The organism is Mesorhizobium sp. M1396, assembly GCF_040317725.1.
Taxonomy (GTDB): domain Bacteria; phylum Pseudomonadota; class Alphaproteobacteria; order Rhizobiales; family Rhizobiaceae; genus Mesorhizobium.
The window spans coordinates 45,163-62,060 of record NZ_JAMYLA010000041.1; the positions used below are offsets into that span (position 1 = coordinate 45,163).

The 16,898-nt window shown below is 63.2% G+C and carries 19 protein-coding genes; 11 read left to right on the forward strand and 8 right to left on the reverse strand.

Annotation, left to right across the window (positions count from 1 at the left end):
• The first annotated feature begins 9 nt into the window (after positions 1-9).
• Together NKH02_RS24110 and NKH02_RS24115 are read left to right on the forward strand one after the other, a co-directional pair.
• On the forward strand, positions 10-1,293 hold the full coding sequence (locus tag NKH02_RS24110; protein ID WP_352882040.1) for a cystathionine gamma-synthase family protein: 1,284 nt from the start codon (positions 10-12) through the stop codon (positions 1,291-1,293).
• A gap of 163 nt (positions 1,294-1,456) precedes the next feature.
• Complete coding sequence (locus tag NKH02_RS24115) at positions 1,457-1,897, forward strand: CHRD domain-containing protein (protein ID WP_352865441.1); 441 nt, start codon at positions 1,457-1,459, stop codon at positions 1,895-1,897.
• Positions 1,898-1,943: 46 nt separating this feature from the next.
• Here NKH02_RS24115 and NKH02_RS24120 read toward each other — a convergent pair whose 3' ends face one another.
• The 3 genes from NKH02_RS24120 to NKH02_RS24130 form a co-directional block, all read right to left on the reverse strand.
• Positions 1,944-3,593 carry a thiamine pyrophosphate-binding protein gene (locus NKH02_RS24120; protein WP_352882043.1) on the reverse strand — a complete coding sequence of 550 codons (1,650 nt, stop codon included), beginning with the start codon at positions 3,591-3,593 and terminating at the stop codon, positions 1,944-1,946.
• A complete protein-coding gene (locus NKH02_RS24125) occupies positions 3,590-4,765 on the reverse strand; it encodes a CaiB/BaiF CoA transferase family protein (protein WP_352882045.1) in 1,176 nt (391 codons plus the stop codon). Before NKH02_RS24125 ends, NKH02_RS24120 begins: the two co-directional genes overlap by 4 nt.
• 100 nt (positions 4,766-4,865) lie before the next feature.
• Positions 4,866-5,798, reverse strand: coding sequence for an alpha/beta fold hydrolase (locus tag NKH02_RS24130; RefSeq protein ID WP_352882048.1), 933 nt, complete (start codon positions 5,796-5,798; stop codon positions 4,866-4,868).
• 188 nt (positions 5,799-5,986) lie between these two features.
• On the opposite strand from NKH02_RS24130, the gene NKH02_RS24135 reads away from it, so the two are divergent.
• From NKH02_RS24135 to NKH02_RS24165, 7 genes are all read left to right on the forward strand, one after another.
• Complete coding sequence (locus NKH02_RS24135) at positions 5,987-6,994, forward strand: ribonuclease T2 family protein (protein WP_352882051.1); 1,008 nt, start codon at positions 5,987-5,989, stop codon at positions 6,992-6,994.
• 164 nt (positions 6,995-7,158) lie between these two features.
• Complete coding sequence (gene ettA / locus NKH02_RS24140) at positions 7,159-8,808, forward strand: energy-dependent translational throttle protein EttA (RefSeq protein WP_352865427.1); 1,650 nt, start codon at positions 7,159-7,161, stop codon at positions 8,806-8,808.
• 60 nt (positions 8,809-8,868) lie between these two features.
• Positions 8,869-9,117 carry a DUF6290 family protein gene (locus NKH02_RS24145; RefSeq protein WP_352882053.1) on the forward strand — a complete coding sequence of 83 codons (249 nt, stop codon included), beginning with the start codon at positions 8,869-8,871 and terminating at the stop codon, positions 9,115-9,117.
• On the forward strand, positions 9,114-9,380 hold the full coding sequence (locus NKH02_RS24150) for a type II toxin-antitoxin system RelE family toxin (RefSeq protein ID WP_352865421.1): 267 nt from the start codon (positions 9,114-9,116) through the stop codon (positions 9,378-9,380). The genes NKH02_RS24145 and NKH02_RS24150 overlap by 4 nt, the downstream gene beginning before the upstream one ends.
• Positions 9,377-10,168 (forward strand): trans-aconitate 2-methyltransferase, encoded by a 792-nt coding sequence (tam, locus tag NKH02_RS24155; RefSeq protein WP_352882055.1) that lies wholly within the window; start codon positions 9,377-9,379, stop codon positions 10,166-10,168. The genes NKH02_RS24150 and tam overlap by 4 nt, the downstream gene beginning before the upstream one ends.
• A gap of 118 nt (positions 10,169-10,286) precedes the next feature.
• Positions 10,287-10,625, forward strand: a complete 339-nt coding sequence (locus tag NKH02_RS24160) for a hypothetical protein (protein WP_352882057.1) — start codon at positions 10,287-10,289, stop codon at positions 10,623-10,625.
• 108 nt (positions 10,626-10,733) lie between these two features.
• The gene (locus NKH02_RS24165) at positions 10,734-11,855 is read left to right on the forward strand and encodes a beta-ketoacyl-ACP synthase III (protein ID WP_352865412.1); all 1,122 of its coding nucleotides are present in this window, start codon (positions 10,734-10,736) and stop codon (positions 11,853-11,855) included.
• 10 nt (positions 11,856-11,865) lie between these two features.
• Here NKH02_RS24165 and NKH02_RS24170 read toward each other — a convergent pair whose 3' ends face one another.
• The 3 genes from NKH02_RS24170 to NKH02_RS24180 form a co-directional block, all read right to left on the reverse strand.
• Complete coding sequence (locus tag NKH02_RS24170) at positions 11,866-12,432, reverse strand: methyltransferase family protein (protein ID WP_352882059.1); 567 nt, start codon at positions 12,430-12,432, stop codon at positions 11,866-11,868.
• Positions 12,433-12,550: 118 nt separating this feature from the next.
• Complete coding sequence (locus NKH02_RS24175; RefSeq protein WP_352882060.1) at positions 12,551-12,949, reverse strand: VOC family protein; 399 nt, start codon at positions 12,947-12,949, stop codon at positions 12,551-12,553.
• A gap of 31 nt (positions 12,950-12,980) precedes the next feature.
• A complete protein-coding gene (locus NKH02_RS24180; RefSeq protein ID WP_352865405.1) occupies positions 12,981-13,403 on the reverse strand; it encodes a hypothetical protein in 423 nt (140 codons plus the stop codon).
• A 102-nt stretch (positions 13,404-13,505) separates the two neighbouring features.
• On the opposite strand from NKH02_RS24180, the gene NKH02_RS24185 reads away from it, so the two are divergent.
• A complete protein-coding gene (locus NKH02_RS24185; protein WP_352865402.1) occupies positions 13,506-14,168 on the forward strand; it encodes a TetR/AcrR family transcriptional regulator in 663 nt (220 codons plus the stop codon).
• 4 nt (positions 14,169-14,172) lie between these two features.
• Positions 14,173-14,790, forward strand: a complete 618-nt coding sequence (locus NKH02_RS24190; RefSeq protein WP_352865400.1) for an MOSC domain-containing protein — start codon at positions 14,173-14,175, stop codon at positions 14,788-14,790.
• A 57-nt stretch (positions 14,791-14,847) separates the two neighbouring features.
• Here NKH02_RS24190 and NKH02_RS24195 read toward each other — a convergent pair whose 3' ends face one another.
• Together NKH02_RS24195 and NKH02_RS24200 are read right to left on the reverse strand one after the other, a co-directional pair.
• Positions 14,848-15,693 carry an SDR family oxidoreductase gene (locus tag NKH02_RS24195; RefSeq protein ID WP_352882062.1) on the reverse strand — a complete coding sequence of 282 codons (846 nt, stop codon included), beginning with the start codon at positions 15,691-15,693 and terminating at the stop codon, positions 14,848-14,850.
• A 132-nt stretch (positions 15,694-15,825) separates the two neighbouring features.
• A complete protein-coding gene (locus tag NKH02_RS24200; RefSeq protein WP_352865395.1) occupies positions 15,826-16,779 on the reverse strand; it encodes a D-amino acid aminotransferase in 954 nt (317 codons plus the stop codon).
• Positions 16,780-16,898 lie beyond the last annotated feature (119 nt).

Consider the following 16,898-nt stretch of genomic DNA (forward strand, 5'->3'; position numbering starts at 1 on the left):
GGAAAGATCATGACCGCGCCACGCCCGTCGAAAACCCATATCGGCAACCACAAGCTCCATCCGGAAACGCTGATGCTGAGCTATGGCTTCGATCCGCAGCTTTCGGAGGGCGCCGTCAAGCCGCCGGTGTTCCTGACCTCGACCTTCGTGTTCAAGTCGGCGGAGGAGGGACGCGACTTCTTCGACTACACGTCCGGGCGCAAGGAGCCGCCAAGCGGTACGGCGTCCGGCCTGGTCTATTCGCGCTTCAACCATCCCAACAGCGAGATCGTCGAGGACCGGCTGGCGATCTACGAGGGGACGGATGCCTGCATCTTGTTTTCATCCGGGATGTCGGCGATCGCCACCACAGTGCTCGCCTATGCCCGACCGGGCGACGTCATTCTGCATTCGCAGCCGCTTTACGGCGGCACGGAGACGCTTCTGACGCGCACGCTTTCCGGTTTCGGTATCGGCGCTGTCGGCTTCGCGGATGGCGTCGACGAGACGGCGGTGCGCGCGGCTAGCGACGCGGCCGTCGCGAAAGGCCGCGTGTCGGTCATCCTGATCGAGACACCGTCGAATCCGACCAACAGCCTGGTCGATATCGCGCTGATGCGGACGATCGCCGACGAGATTGGCGCGGCCCAAGGATCGTCGCCGATCGTCGTCTGCGACAACACATTGCTCGGCCCGATTTTCCAGCGGCCGATCGAACATGGCGCCGATGTCTCCGTCTATTCGCTGACCAAATATGTCGGTGGCCACTCCGACCTGATCGCGGGTGCCGCCATGGGCAGCAAGACGGTCACCAAGCCGATCAAGGCGCTGCGCGGCGCGATCGGCACGCAGCTCGACCCGCATTCCTGCTGGATGCTCGGCCGCTCGCTGGAGACGCTGTCGATCCGCATGGAGCGGGCCAACGACAATGCGCGGCTGGTCGCCGAATTCCTGCGCGATCATGCCAAGGTCGAGAAGGTGCATTATCTGCCATTCGTGGGCGAGGATACGCCGGCAGGCCTTGTCTACAGGGCACAATGCAGCGGCGCCGGCTCGACTTTCTCCTTCGACATCAGGGGCGGGGAGAAGGCGGCCTTCGCCTTTCTCAACGGGCTGCAGATATTCAAGCTGGCGGTGAGCCTCGGCGGAACGGAATCGCTGGCCAGTCATCCCGCGGCCATGACCCATTCGGGAATTCCGTTCGACGTGCGCCAGCGCATCGGCGTGCTGGAGACCACGGTCAGGCTGTCGATCGGTGTCGAGCACCCCGACGATCTGATCGCCGACCTGACGCAGGCGCTGGCGGCGGTCTGACGGGGTCACCTGCCCTGGAATCCGGGAAGGGCGAGCGATCGGATTCTCTTATCGGCCATCACAAAAGCGTGTGGTGGGATACATTTCGATGCTCAGCCGTTGCGTTACCGCATGCGCGCGCCGGGAGGCGCGACGGATGCGACATCCCAATCGGAGGTTCTTCATGCGCAACCTATCCTTCTTCCCGGCGCTTTCGGCGCTGGCCATTTCGACCGCGTTCCTGTTCGCATCGCCGGCTCTGGCCGCCACGGAAAAGTTCAAGGCGACGCTCGACGGCGGCCAGCAAAACCCGCCCGTCACCACGAAGGGCAAGGGCACGGCCACTTTCACGTTCGACACGGCCAAGAAGAAGCTCAACTGGAACGTCAAATATTCCGGCCTCAGCGGACCAGCAACGGGCGCGCACATTCACGGCCCGGCGGCGATGGGGGCAAACGCCGACCCGGTCATCCCATTCAAAAAGCTCAAGAGCCCGATCAGGGGATCTGAAACGTTGACGGATGCGCAGGCGGCTGACCTGGAGGCAGGCAAATATTACGTCAACATCCATACATCAGCCAACCAGGACGGCGAGATCCGCGGCCAGATCGAAAAGGCGAAGTAGGATATAGCGTTCCGAGAGAAAGGGGCGGGTGACCGCCCCTTTTTCATCAGGCCTTGTCGCGAATCTGGGTCATCGTCTTGGTCGGCGTGATTGCCTCGGGGTCGAGCCTGATTTCGACGATCGCCGGCTTGCCGCTGGCACGGGCACGCTCGAAGGCCGGGGCGAATTCGGCGGTCTTCTCGACGGTTTCGCCGTGACCGCCATAGGCACGGGCCAATGCCGCGAAGTCAGGATTCTTCAAATCAGTAGCGACGACGCGGCCGGGATATTCGCGCTCCTGATGCATGCGGATGGTGCCGTAGATGCCGTTGTTGACGACGACGACGACGATCGGCAGGTCATATTGCACGGCGGTGGCGAATTCCTGCCCGTTCATCAGGAAGCAGCCGTCGCCGGCGAAGGCGACCACGGTGCGGTCCGGAAACAGCTCTTTGGCGGCGACCGCCGCAGGTGTGCCATAGCCCATCGAGCCTGAGGTCGGTGCGCCTTGCGTGGCAAAGCGGCGGAAGCGGTGGAAACGATGCACCCAGGTGGCGTAATTGCCGGCGCCGTTGGTGAGGATGGCGTCGTCGGGCAACATCTTTTCCAGATAGTTCATGATCGGCCCCATCTGGACCGAGCCGGGGCCGCTTTCCGGCGGCGTCGACCAGTCGAGATAGGCGGCATGCAGCTTTGGCGTCTCGGCTGCCCAGGTCGGCGCCGAGGCTGGCTTGCGCTTGGCGAAAGCTTCGACGAAGGCGGAGGGCGAAGCGTTGATCGCCAGTGTTGGCCGGTAGACGCGGCCGAGTTCGCCTGCGTCGGCGTGGACATGGACCAGCGCCTGGTCAGGGTAGGGGCTTTTCAGCAGCGTGTAGTCGGACGACGGCATTTCGCCCATGCGGCCACCGATCAGCAGCACCAGATCGGCCTGCTTGATCGCTGTCGCCAGCTTCGGGTTGATGCCGATGCCGACATCGCCGGCATAGTTCGGATGCAGATGATCGAACAGCATCTGGCGGCGGAAGGAGCAGCCGATTGGCAGCGACCACGCCTCGGCGATCGTGCGCATTTGTGCAACCGCCTCGGCATCCCAGCGCGTGCCGCCGAGGATAACGAAAGGCCGCTTGGCCTTGGCCAACAATTTCTCCAGCGCGTCGAGTTCGGCTTCGCCGGCCCGCGTTTCGACCGGTGTGTGCGGCAAGGCGATGGGTGCCTCTACGACGCTTGTCAGCATGTCTTCCGGCAGCGAGATGACGACCGGGCCGGGGCGGCCGGATGTCGCCACCGCGAAGGCGCGGGTGACGAATTCGGGGATGCGCGAGGCGTCGTCGATCTCGACCACCCATTTGGCGATATCGCCAAAAAAGCGCTTATAGTCGACTTCCTGGAAGGCCTCGCGCTCCTTGGCGTGGCTGGCGACCTGGCCAATGAACAGGATGACGGGTATCGAATCCTGCATGGCGATGTGGATGCCGGCCGAGGCGTTGGTGGCGCCGGGGCCGCGGGTGACGAAGCAGATGCCGGGTTTGCCGGTCAGGCGGCCGTGACAATCGGCCATCATGGCAGCACCGCCTTCCTGGCGGCAGACTATGGTGCGGATCGTTGAATCGTGCAGCGCGTCGAGCACCGCCAGATAGGATTCACCCGGCACGCAATAGATGCGGTCGGTGCCGTTGGCTTCGAGCGCATCGACGATCAGTTGTCCGCCGGTCTTCATTGTCCAGACTTCTCCAGTTCGGCAAGGATCTCTTGCGTGTGCTCGCCCAGGCGCGGCGAGGGGCGCTCATAGACCAGCGGCGTGCCCGACATGACCATCGGTGCGCGCACCGACGGCAGAAGGTTGCCGTGGCCATCGTCGAGGTCGAGCCGCATGCCGCGCGCGATTGTCTGCGGATCGGCGAACATCTGGCCGATCGTGTTGATCGGGCTGGCCGGCACGCTTGCAGCTTCCAGCTTTGCCAGCAGCGGATCGCGATCAAAAACCTTCAGCGCCTCGATGATGCGTTCGCGCAGCTTGACCCGGTTGGCGACCCGGGCCGGATTGGTCGCAAAGTCGGGATCGACAGGCAAATCGTCCAACCCGACGGCAGCGCAGAATTTGGCGAACTGGCCGTCATTGCCGACCGCCAGGATGATGTGGCCATCCCTGACCGGCACCACCTCGTAAGGGGCGATGTTCATATGCGCATTGCCCATCTGCACCGGCGACTTGCCGGAGACGAGATAGTTGAGGTTCTGGTTGCCGAGCGCCGAGATCTGGGTGTCGAAAAGCGACATGTCGATCTGCTGGCCCTCGCCGGTCCGTTCGGCATGGCGCAATGCGGCCTGGATGGCGATGACCGAATAAAGGCCGGTGAAGATGTCCGAGATCGCAACGCCGGCTTTTTGCGGCTCGCGGCCGACCTCGCCGGTGATCGACATCATGCCGGCCATGGCCTGGATGATGAAGTCGTAGCCGGCGCGTGGGGCATAAGGTCCATCCTGGCCAAAGCCGGTGATCGAGCAATAGACGAGGCGGGGATTGATCTTGCGCAGGCTGGCATAGTCGAGGCCGTGCTTCTTCAGGCCGCCGAGCTTGAAGTTTTCGATCAGCACATCCGACGTCGCGACCAGCCTGCGCACCGTCTCCGCGCCCTCCGGCGTCGAGAAGTCGATGGCGATGGAGCGCTTGCCCCGGTTGCAGGAATGGTAATAGGCGGCCGACAGGTTCTCGCCGTCCTTGCCCATGACGAAGGGCGGGCCCCATTTGCGGGTGTCGTCGCCACCATCGGGGCTTTCCACCTTGATGACATCGGCGCCAAGATCGGCAAGCAATTGCCCGGCCCAAGGCCCGGCAAGGATGCGGGCGAGTTCAACGACGCGGACGCCTTTCAGCGGGGGTTCGGCCATAAATCACCGTGGTTGCTGCAATCACCTTGATTGCTGCGAATGCAGAGCCTCTACCAAGCCCTGCAATGGCTGTCACGGCTCTTGCGATAGGCCAATCCCTTCAACCCTTCAGCACGCCGTCGGCCCAAGTCGCAAAATCGTTCATGATGATGTCGCGATTCACCTCGTTCAGGCTTTCGTGGCGGGTGTCGGCGTAAACCTTTGAAACGAGATTCGAAAAACCCATTCCGCGCATGCGATCGGCAAGATGGGTGATCCCTTTGCCGTAGTCCGATGCGGGATCCTTCTCGCCACCGACGATGCTGATGCGGAGATCGCGCCGGATACCGGCAAAGCCGGCATCCCTGCCGCCATTCAGCGCCATGCCGACGACGTCGCGCCACATCGACACCGAGGCATCCCAGCCGCACAGGGGATCGGCGATGTATTTCGCCACTTCCGCTTCGTCGCGCGACAGCCAGTCGAACAATGTGCGGTGGTTGGGCACCGCCTTGCCCCAGGCCTGAAAGGTGAGTTTCGGCAACAGGCGCGATGGCACGTCGGAGCCCAGCCGCATCCGCTCCCAGGCAAGGATGCCGAGCGCTAGCCGGCCGAGCAGGCCAGCTGAGAAATTGCCGTTCCAGATCGCGGCGGCATGAACGCGCGGCGAATGGCGCAGCAGGTAGTTCAGCGCCACGGACGCACCCATCGAATGACCAAACAGGATGACCGGCCGGTTCGGCTGTTCGCTGGCGATGACATCGTGAATGGCGTCGACGTCGGCGATCACCTTGGCCGGACCGTCCTTGCCCGCGAACCTGCCGAGCGGGGCGTCGGGGGCCATGGTCGCACCATGGCCGCGATGGTCGTGGACATAGACGTGGAAGCCGCGTGCCCCGAGGAAATCGGCGAAGCGGGCATAGCGCGCGGCGTGTTCGGCCAGCCCGTGATTGATCTGGACGACGGCATGTGCCCGGCCATCGGCCCGCCTGACGAAAAGATTGAGGTCGGCCCCGGTCGGCGAGGCAACCACGCGCTGCTGGCTGAATGACATGCCGCTCGGTCTCCAGGCTCTGGCCACCACCGTGGCGCCGGCTTTGTTTGCGCCGGTGCCGGTTGTGCGTCAATCCGCCCTGCCTGCTTTCGCAGACCATGTTTCTTGCGTTTGGCCAGCAAAATATCGCAATTCTGACATGGAGACAGCTTCAGTCTGTCGCCCACTTCTTCAGCCGGGGATTTTCCATGCGCATTGGTGTCGTTTTCGGATTGGCCACGTTGGCGGCGTCGCTGGCCGGGGCGGCGCGTGCCGACGTCAAGATGAGCGGCTCCTTTGTTGCCGACGCTGCCTGTCCGGCGACGCAAGCCATCAAGAACGGCAAGAACCCCGGCAATGTCTCGACCGATGCCGGACAGAGCTACCAGCTGCTTGCCGGCAATAAGGAGGCGCCGACGCATTATCTGATCCTGGTGCCGGGCGCCGATCCGGAGCGCCGCTGGGTGAAGGTCACCTGCGGCCATGTCTCCGGGAGCAGCGCGGTGACGGTGCCGGCCGCACCGGGTGGGCAAGGCAAGCCGGCGGCATCGGGAAAACCCGAATACGTGTTCGCGCTGAGCTGGCAGCCGGCCTTTTGCGAAACCAAGTCGAACAAGACCGAATGCAAGGCGCAGAGTGCCAACGACTTCGACGCGACGCATTTCACCTTGCACGGCCTGTGGCCGCAGCCGAACGGCAATTTCTATTGCCAGGCGACGGCGGGCGATAAGGCCAACGACAATCCGGCTCACTGGAAGGACCTGCCGCCGGTCAATCTGGACGCGGGCACACGCACGGAACTCGACAAGGTGATGCCGGGCACGGCTTCGAAGCTCGAACGGCATGAGTGGATCAAGCACGGCACCTGCTACGGCAAGAGCCAGCAGGAATATTTCTCCGACGCGCTTAATCTGATGCGGGCGGTGAACGGCTCGCCGGTCCGCGATCTCTTTGCCAAGAACATCGGCGGCAAGCTGACGGCGGATCAGATCCGCGGCGCCTTCGACACTGCCTTCGGGGCAGGGGCGGGGGACCGTGTGCGCGTGTCCTGCGTCATCGATCCTTCGAGCGGCCGGCGGCTGATCGGTGAGTTGACGCTCGGACTTGCTGGCCCGATCGGCCCGAACAGCTCGCTCAAGGACCTGCTGCTGGCGTCTGTGCCGACCAACAAGGCCGGCTGCCCGACCGGCACGGTCGATGCGATCGGGTTCCAGTAAGCGCGGGGCGGTACCCGCAGCGCGCAAGTGTCCACGTGACCGACCAGATATGGCAAAAGCGATTGCTGTTCGCCGCCGCATCGCCTACATAGCGGCCAACCTCCACTCAATTCGACAAATCCAGTCAGTTTTCTGGATCAGTCAGTTTTTCAGGGAAAGCGCGCGTGGCACGCCAGTTCATCTATCACATGGCCGGCCTCAACAAGGCCTACGGCACCAAGAAGGTGCTCGAGAACATCCATCTATCCTTCTATCCGGACGCCAAGATCGGCATCCTTGGCCCCAACGGGTCGGGCAAGTCGACGATCCTCAAGATCATGGCCGGGCTCGACAAGGAGTGGAACGGCGAAGCCTGGCTGGCTGAAGGCGCCACAGTCGGCTACCTGGCGCAGGAGCCGGCGCTCGATCCGAGCAAGACCGTGTTCGAAAACATCATGGAAGGCGTCGCCGCCAAGACCGCCATCATCGAGCGCTACAACGAATTGATGATGAACTATTCCGACGAGACGGCCGACGAGTCGGCCAAGCTCCAGGACGAGATGGACCGGCTCAACCTGTGGGATCTCGAACAGCAGGTCGAGATGGCGATGGAAGCACTGGGCTGCCCGCCCAAGGATTCGGAAGTCACCAAGCTTTCGGGCGGCGAGCGCCGCCGCGTCGCGCTCTGCCAGCTCTTGCTGCGCCAGCCCGACCTTCTGCTGCTCGACGAACCGACCAACCATCTCGACGCCGAAACCACGGCATGGCTGGAAAAGCACCTGCGTGCCTATCCAGGCGCCGTGATGATCATCACCCACGATCGCTACTTCCTCGACAATGTCACCGGCTGGATCCTCGAACTCGACCGTGGTCGCGGCATTCCCTACGAGGGCAACTACACCAAGTACCTCGAAGCCAAGGCCAAGCGCCTCAAGCAGGAAGGCCGCGAGGACGATGCCCGCCAGCGCGCCATCGGCCGCGAGCGCGAGTGGATTCAGTCGAGCCCGAAGGCGCGTCAGACCAAGTCCAAGGCGCGTATCCAGGCGTTCCAGGATCTGCTGGATGCAGCCGACAAGCGGCGTCCAAGCGATACGCAGATCGTCATTCCGCATGGCGAGCGGCTCGGCAATGTGGTGATCGAGGCGGAGGGCCTGTCGAAGGGCTTTGGCGACACGCTCTTGATCGACGGGCTGGAATTCAAGCTGCCGCCCGGCGGCATCGTCGGCGTCATCGGCCCGAACGGCGCCGGCAAGACGACGCTGTTCCGTATGATCACCGGCCAGGAAAAGCCGGACGCGGGCTCCGTGCGCGTCGGCGAGACGGTCAAGCTCGGCTATGTCGACCAGAGCCGCGATGCGCTCGATCCGTCAAAGACCGTGTGGGAAGAGATTTCCGGCGGCGCCGAAGTGGTCAAGCTTGGCAAGTTCGAGGCCAACACGCGTGCTTATTGCGCCTCGTTCAACTTCCGTGGCGGCGACCAGCAGCAGAAGGTCGGCAATCTGTCCGGCGGCCAGCGCAACCGCGTGCACCTAGCCAAGATGCTGAAGACCGGCGGCAACGTGCTGCTGCTCGACGAACCGACCAACGATCTCGACACGGAAACGCTTGCCGCACTCGAAGACGCGCTGGAAAACTTCGGTGGTTGCGCGGTCATCATCTCCCACGATCGTATGTTCCTCGACCGCTTGGCGACGCATATCCTCGCCTTCGAGGGCGACAGCCATGTCGAATGGTTCGAGGGCAATTTCGAGGATTACGAACAGGACAAGATCCGCCGCCTCGGCCCCGATGCCGTCAACCCGCACCGTATGACCTACAAGAGGCTGACGCGGTAGAGGAACGGTTCCGTTGCGGGAGATCGTCGTTTGACCTAAATTGGGTTGACGGAGCTTTCCATGATCACAGTCAAACTGCCGCAAAAGACCGAAAAGCTGCTGGCCGACATGGCCGAGGCCAGTGGCCGTACGACCGATCAGGTCGCCGCCGACGCGATTCTCGAGGCCATCGAGGATTGGCAGGACTCCAGGATTGCCGAGGAACGGGTCAGGAATGACGACGGCGTTCGTATCCCGCTGGAGGAGATGATCCGCCAGCTCGAACTTCGTGAAAGCGACGAGCGTAGCAAGAAGCCTGCCGCTGAATGACTTGGCGTGTCGAGTTCACGCCGCGCGCTAAAAAGGATATTGAACGGCTTTCGACGAAGGACCAGCGCCGTGTCCTCGAATTCCTCGCCGGGCGAGTTTCGGCGCATCCCGATCCAAGAGTTCTTGCCAAACGCCTGACCGCAACCAAAGAAGAAGCTTGGCGGTTTCGCGTCGGCGACCACCGGATCATCGTCCAGTTCTGGGATAGCCGCCTTGTCGTCCTGGTCGTGGAAATAGGCAACCGTCGCGAGGTCTATCGATGAACAGCAGCGCTGTTTCGCAAAAGCCCGATTGGTCTGCCGCCCAATATCTGAAATTCGAGGACGAGCGCACGCGGCCGGCGCGTGATCTCGTGGCACAGGTGCCGGTGGATTTCCCGCGCCGGGTCGTCGACATCGGCTGCGGGCCGGGCAATTCGACCGAGCTGCTTATCGGGCGCTGGCCGAATGCTCAGGTAAGCGGTATCGACACGTCGCCCGACATGATCGAGAAGGCGAGGGCGCGTCTGCCGGAGGTCACCTTTGATCTGGCCGATGCATCGAAGTGGCAGCCGGCTGAGCCGGTCGACGTGATCTTCGCCAATGCGGTGTTCCAGTGGCTGCCCGAGCATCCCGCGGTGTTCCAGCGGCTGATGGGCTTCCTGGCGCCGGGCGGCGCCTTGACCGTCCAGATGCCCGACAATATGGGCGAGGACTCGCACCGCCTGATGCGGGAAACCGCCGCCGAAATGCCGTTTGCCGCCAAGATGAAGGGCGCGGTGCGCGCGCCCTTGCCGCCGGTGTCGTTCTATTATGACCTTCTTTCGCCGCTCAGCGATCGGCTGGACATCTGGCACACGATCTACAACCACCCGCTTGCCGACGCCGAAGCGATCGTCGAATGGGTGAAATCGACCGGCTTGAAGCCCTTTGTCGACCCGCTCGATGCGGACGAGAAGACGCTGTTCCTCGACAGCTATACGGCCAAGATCGCCAAGGCCTATCCGAAGACGGCGAGCGGCAAGGTGCTCTTGCGCTTTCCGCGCATCTTCATCGTCGCCAAGCGGGCCTGATTATCCACGTTGCACGACGCTCAATGCCGCCGCTTGACGGGGTTTCGCCGCCATGCGCATTTCATCCCGATGGGATGAAATGCCCGTGTGGCAGGTTGGGCCCGCGTGGCGGGGGTAAATGATGACACCGAAAAGGATGCTCTTCGGCGGCGGCGTGTGCGCGGCGGCACTTCTGGCGTTCTCGATCTCGGCCGAGGCCAAGCGGGCGCGCTGCTTCACCAGCGATGACGGCTATTTTCCGTGCAGCTATCGCGCGATCGATGATGCCGGCAGCTTCCGCATCTCGGCGCCGGGCTATCCGACCTATGTCCTGGAGATCGACGAGCCGGGCTTTGCCTATGGCTATGTCAATCTCGGCCGCCGCAATGTGCCGCTGCCGGGGCAGTTCGTGCGCAGCCGCGACGACGGTGCCTGCTGGAACAACCCACAGACCAGCACCAAGCTGTGCGCCTGGTGAGTCCGGCTTAAGCCGGCGTAAACCGCCGCGGTGAGAAAACTGTTGCGCCGGAGCGTTCTGGCGCCCACATGGAGCCCGCAACGCCTGCGGATGGGACGGACTGGATATATGCATCGCGTCATCATCAGCGGCATCGGCGTAGAAATCCCTGAAGCCAAGATCACCAATGAAGAACTGGTCGCCAGCTTCAATGCCTGGGTCGACATGGAGAATGCGCGCCGTCTGGGCACCGGCGAGCCGCTGCTGCCGAAATCGGACAGCGACTTCATCGTTCACGCCTCGGGCGTGCGCACCCGTCATGTCATCGAGCGCGAGGGCATTCTCGATCCGACCCGCATGGCGCCGCGCATTCCGGCACGGCCCGACGATGCGCTGTCGCTCGAAGCCGAGTTCGGTATCGCCTCGGCCAAGAAGGCTCTCGACCATGCTGGCCTAGAACCATCCGACATTGACCTGGTGATCTGCTCGGCCTCGCATCACCAGCGGCCCTATCCGGCGATCGCCGTCGAAATGCAGGAGGCGCTGGGCACCAAGGGTGCCGGGTTCGACATGGGGCTTGGCTGTTCGTCCGCTGCGGCGGCCCTTCACATGGCGGTGAATTTGGTGCGCTCGGGCGCGCACAAGCGCATTCTGGTGACGACGCCGGAGATCATTACCGGTCATCTCAATTTCCGCGACCGGCAGACACATTTCATCTTCGGCGACGCTTCGGTGTCGATGGTGGTCGAGGGGCTGGCGCAGGGCGACAAGCGGCCGGGACGTTTCGAGGTGCTCGACACGCGCATCTGGACGCAAATGTCGAACAACATCCGCACCAATCTGGGCTACCACACCCGGACCGCCCAAGATGATCCCTACATGATCAATCTGGAAGGCAATCTGATCAAGCAGGTCGGCAACAAGGTGTTCAAGGAAGTCACCGTCGCCGGGCAGAAGTTCATCGTGGAATTCCTCGCCGAGCATGGGCTGACGCCACAGGCGGTCAGGCGCTTCTGGCTGCATCAGGCCAATGCGCGGATGAATGCCATGATCCTGAAACTGTCATTCGGCCACGAGGTCGATCACGACCGCGCGCCGATGGTGCTTGAACGGCTGGGCAACACGGCGGGCGCCGGCGCCATCGTGGCGCTGTCAGAGAACCATGCCGACATGAAACCCGGCGATTTCGGCCTGATCTGCGCGTTTGGCGCGGGGTATTCGATAGGCGGCGCGCTTCTGAGGATGCTTTGAGCTTGTCGCGTCAGGCTGGCGCGAACGGCACCAGCATCGGCACTCGCCTGGCGTAGTCGTCATAGGCACTGCCCAACTCGCCGCGCAGGAAGCGTTCCTCGAGCTTTGCCTTCATGACGATGCCGATGGTCAGCAGGATGGCCCCGGCAACACCCCAGACAGTGCCTTTCGCCGCCATGGTGGCAAGTATGGCCAAAAGCAGTCCTGTGTAGATCGGATGGCGGACGAGGCCGTATGGGCCGGTGTCGACGACACGGTGCCCGACCTTGGCGGTGACAGTGCCCGACCACAAGCGGCCGAGATGCAGGCGCGCCCACCAGCAGAAGGCGAAGCCGACGGCAATCAGTGCGACGCAAATCCAGGCTTCGGCAAGGTTGGGGAACCACAGGCGAAGCCGGCCGACATAGTTATGCGCCGGAATGAAGAGCAGGATGGTGCCGATCATCAGAGCCGCGCGGTAAGGCGCCTCGGCCCGGAAGCCGGCGCGCTTCTCGGCTTTGTCGGCCCAGAAGGCGGCAGCGGCCCACGACACCACCCAGATCAGCCAAAGCAGCGCGATTGCCGTCCCGGGACGCATGAGACCCTCCGCGGACTTGGTTCGGAGGCATCATCTAGCCGGCATAGCGCGGCAGCAATGCGGCGCTGTCTGGGAGTGGTTCCATTTCAGGCAGGAAGATCGTGACCCGCAACGGACCTCACTCATTGGGACAGCCAAACATCCATTGCACGCCGAAGGGATCGACCAGCATGCCGAAGCTGGTTCCCCAATATTGCCTCGCCAGAGGGACGGTGATCCGGCCGCCCGAACTCATTCGGCCGAAAAGCTCCTGCATGGCGGCCAGGTCGTCGAACTCCAGCATCATGGCGGAGCCTTTCATCGGCTCCGCATCGTCATTATCGGAAGCGTGAAACAACACTCCCGCACCTTCGAACCGCGCGTGCAGGACCTTTCCGCGCATCGCTTCGGTTCGCACCGGCATGTCGTTGTCGCCCCAGCGCAGCAGGATCGTCCCTCGGCCAAGGCCGCACTGTTCGTAGAAGGCCAGTGCCGGCTCGCAATTGGTGGTGAAGAACAGGGAAGGGGAGAGCCGCATCGGTTAACTCCTGTTGATCGCAACGGACAGATCAGTGCGCGGCGGCGGTGGCGGCAGCGATGAGCGCCTCGCCGGAATATTGCCTGCTACCGATACCCCAGCCTCCGTCGGGTGCGTTGACGATGTTGATCCAGGTGTTTTCGGGCTGGTGCTCCGGCACGCAGAGATCGGCGACAATCGCGGCTGCAGCGATGATAAAGTCCTTGCGGGCTTCGACCGAGCCGAGACCGATGTTCGGCAGCTTCAACTCGACCATGACGACAGGCCGATTGACGCCGCCGGCGTAGATGCGATGGAGCGGCAGCACATGGACCGTGCCGCCGACGATCGCGGTGAAGAACGGATTGCCGGTGGCGCCCGAGGCTTCGATGAGGGCGCCGCTGAGACGCGGCAGGATCTCGCGCTCACCCGTCGGGGTCAGTATGCCTTCCGGCGCGGTCACGGTTATCGGCATTTGGCTCTCCATTTTGCTGGTTTCCATGGCTTTCCGACTGACATGTCTTCCGGCTTGCCATGTTTCGTATCGATTGGTACGTTATATCGAAAAGACGAGTCAATGGGTTTCGTATCGATCGCTATGAATACTTCGGAAAAGCCCCGTGGCGGCCGGCCGCGCGCATTCGATCCCGACCGGGCACTGGATGCGGCGATGCATCTGTTCTGGGAGCATGGCTATGAGGCGACGTCGCTGGCCATGCTGCGCGAGGCGATGGGACTGACGCCGCCGCAAATCTACAACGCCTTCACCGACAAGGAGACCTTGTTCCGCAAGGCGCTGACGCGCTACCACGAAACCGAGATTGGGTTTGCGCTGGAAGCGCTGAGCGCGCCGGTATCGACGCGGGAAGCGATCCGGCGGTTGCTGCTCGGCGCGGCGGAGGCGTATTCCAGGCCCGGCAAGCCTGGTGGCTGTCTGTTCGTCAGCGGCGCGTTGGCAGCCTCGCCACAGGCGCAAGCCATTGCCGATGAACTCAGAACCTATCGCAAGGCGAGTGAAGCGGCGATTGCAGATCGCCTGGCCAGGGGCAGGGCGGTGGGCGACCTGCCGGCGGACCTGTCGGTCGAGGGGTTCGCCAAATACCTGGCTGGCGTCATGAACGGCATGTCGATCCAGGCGCGGGATGGGGCTTCGGTCGAAGAGTTGCGCGTTTTGGCCCAAACCGCTCTTGCGGCCTTGCCGGCCGAAGGGCAAAACCAAGCGGCGTTATCCAAGGAATGAAGCCATGCTGAATCTCTTCCCCGAGGCTGAAAAGCCGGCCGAAATCATCCCCGCGCGAAAGCTTGTCGCCAAGACGGCAGCACTTTACGTGGCGCCATCGGATCATTTTCAGACGCGCCCGGTGGATGAATTGCGGCTGGGTTTCGACGGTATAGCGGGCGATTTCCATGCCGGGCAAACGCGGCGTTCGGGCGGGCGCGAACCCTGGTATCCGCGCGGCACAGAAATGCGCAACGAACGGCAATTGTCCATCGTGGCGGCGGATGAACTTGCCATCGTCGCCGAACGGATGGGCCTGGCCGAGATCAAGCCGGAATGGATTGGCGCCAATCTGGTGATCGAAGGCGTGCCGAACCTCTCCATGCTGTCGTCCGGTACGCTGCTGTTCTTCAAGGGCGGCGTGACGATCAAGGTCGACGCGCAGAACGGCCCCTGCCGTATCGCCGGCCGATCGATAGCCGAAAATACCGGAATGGCCGACATTGAAGCCGGCGCGTTGTTGTTCCCGAAGATGGCGAAGCGGCTGCGTGGCGTCGTCGCCTGGGTCGAGAAGCCGGGAACGATCAGCGTTGGCGAAGAGATTTCGGTGCGCGTGCCGGAGCAGTGGATCTATTCGGCATAGCTATGCGGCAACCAAAGGACAGGGGCTACGCCGCCGGGGCGGCGTAGCCCAGGCCCACTAGGCGTTAGCTTTGCGGTTCTTCCTGGCGCCTTGCGCCATAAGGGAAACCTCATCCCACTTTTCCCAGGTGGCGATGCGGTTGGCGTATTCCTGTTTGATCATCGGCAGGCCGCCATCGCCCAAGAACACCCTGAGCGGCGGCTCGGCGGAGTCGACAATGGCCAGCATGGCCGGCCCGGTGGCCTCGGGATCGCCGGCGACCGAATTGGCGCGGCGCTCGGCCATCTTGGCGCGGGCGGGCGCGTAGGCCTCGATCGGTTGGGAGACCTTGGCCGACGGGCCGGCCCAGTCGGTGGAGAAACCGCCGGGTTCGACCAGCGTCACATGGATGCCGAATTCCGCGACCTCGATGCTCAGCGACTGGCTGAAGGCTTCCAGCGCCCATTTCGAGGCGTGGTAGAGGCCGAGCGAGGCAAAGGCATTGACGCCGCCGATCGACGAGATCTGGATGATGTGGCCGGACCGCTGCGCCCGCATGATCGGCAGTGCGGCCTGGGTGACCCACAGGGCGCCGAAGACATTGGTTTCGATCTGGTCGCGGGCTTCCTGTTCGCTGACCTCCTCGATGGCGCCGAAATGGCCGTAGCCGGCATTGTTGATGACGACGTCGAGCCGGCCGAAGCGCTTGTGCGCCTCGGCGACAGCGGCATCGACGGCTTTCTTGTCGGTGACGTCGAGCTTTATCGCGGCAATCTTGTCGCCGTATGTCTCGACGAGATCGGCGAGCGTGCCGGCATCGCGGGCGGTCGCCGCGACGCGGTCGCCACGGGCGAGCGCGGCCTCGGCCCAGACGCGGCCAAAGCCTTTCGACGATCCGGTGATGAACCAAACCTTGTTTGTCATGATGTAGAGTCCTTGCCCCTGCGGGCGTGATTTCGGATAAAAGCGGAGGCATCTCCGCTTTCGCCCATATACGGTCTATCGCGTGATTTTCCAGAGGAGAGGAAAATCTTTTTGAACAAAACGCCCGGTCGATCAGGGATAATTCACCTGAGACGACCATGCCGGGTCGTCGTGCTTCTCCCAGTAAAGTGCCATCAGCCGGGTGGTGATCGCGCCGATCTTGCCGTCCGCGACCCGGGCGCCGTCGATCTCCGTCACCGGCATGATGCCGCCGGCGGTAGAGGTGATGAAAACCTCGTCGGCGTCACGCAGCGCGGCGACGCTGACGTCGGCCGGGGCGGCAACAAGACCTTCCTCAGCGCAGAGATCGAAGACGGTGCGCCTTGTGATGCCGGGCAGAACGCCTGTGGCCGGGGTCGACAGTTTGCCGTCCTTGACGCGGAAGACGTTGAAGCCCGGACCTTCGGCGACATTGCCGTTGAAGTCGAGGATCAACGCGGTCTCGGCGCCGCGGTCGTAGGCGTCGTAGAGACCGCGCACCAGATCGAGCCAGTGGTAGTTCTTGATCGCCGGGTCGATCGAGGCCGGCGGGATGCGCACCTTGTCGCTGATGGCGACACGCAGGCCGCGCCGCAACTGCTCGGCATTGGCGACCGAGCCGAACGGCACCGCGAACGCCATGAAGCGGTTGACCGCCTGGCGCGGATCGCGGCTGAAGGTGGGAGAGGCGCCGCGCGTGCACAGCATTTCGACATAGGCGGCGCGATGGCCGGACAGCGCCACGCAATTGTGCAGGATTTCGGTCACGCCTTCGCGGTCGAAGGGGATCGTCATGCGCAGCTTTTCCAGCCCGCCGAAGAAGCGGTCGAGATGCAAATCGAGGCGGAAGAAGCGACCGTTCCAAACATGCACGGTGTCGTAGGTGGCGTCGGAATGCAGAAAACCCCAGTCCAGCACCGAGATCTTGGCTTGCGACATCGGCAGGTATTGGCCGTCGAGGAAAGCGACGCCCTCGGGGTAGGAATGCGGGTCGATGTGGCGAACGCCAACCACGGGCAGTTGCTTCTCGTCCATCGTCTGCCTCATTGGAGCCCCCTGTCGCGCAAGGCGAGGTCAGCAGGCTAGCCCGAATATCTCACAGAGTTGAGGTGCATCGGGGCTCCGAATCAGGGAAAATGCTTCTGCGACAAAGACTTACCCTAGGC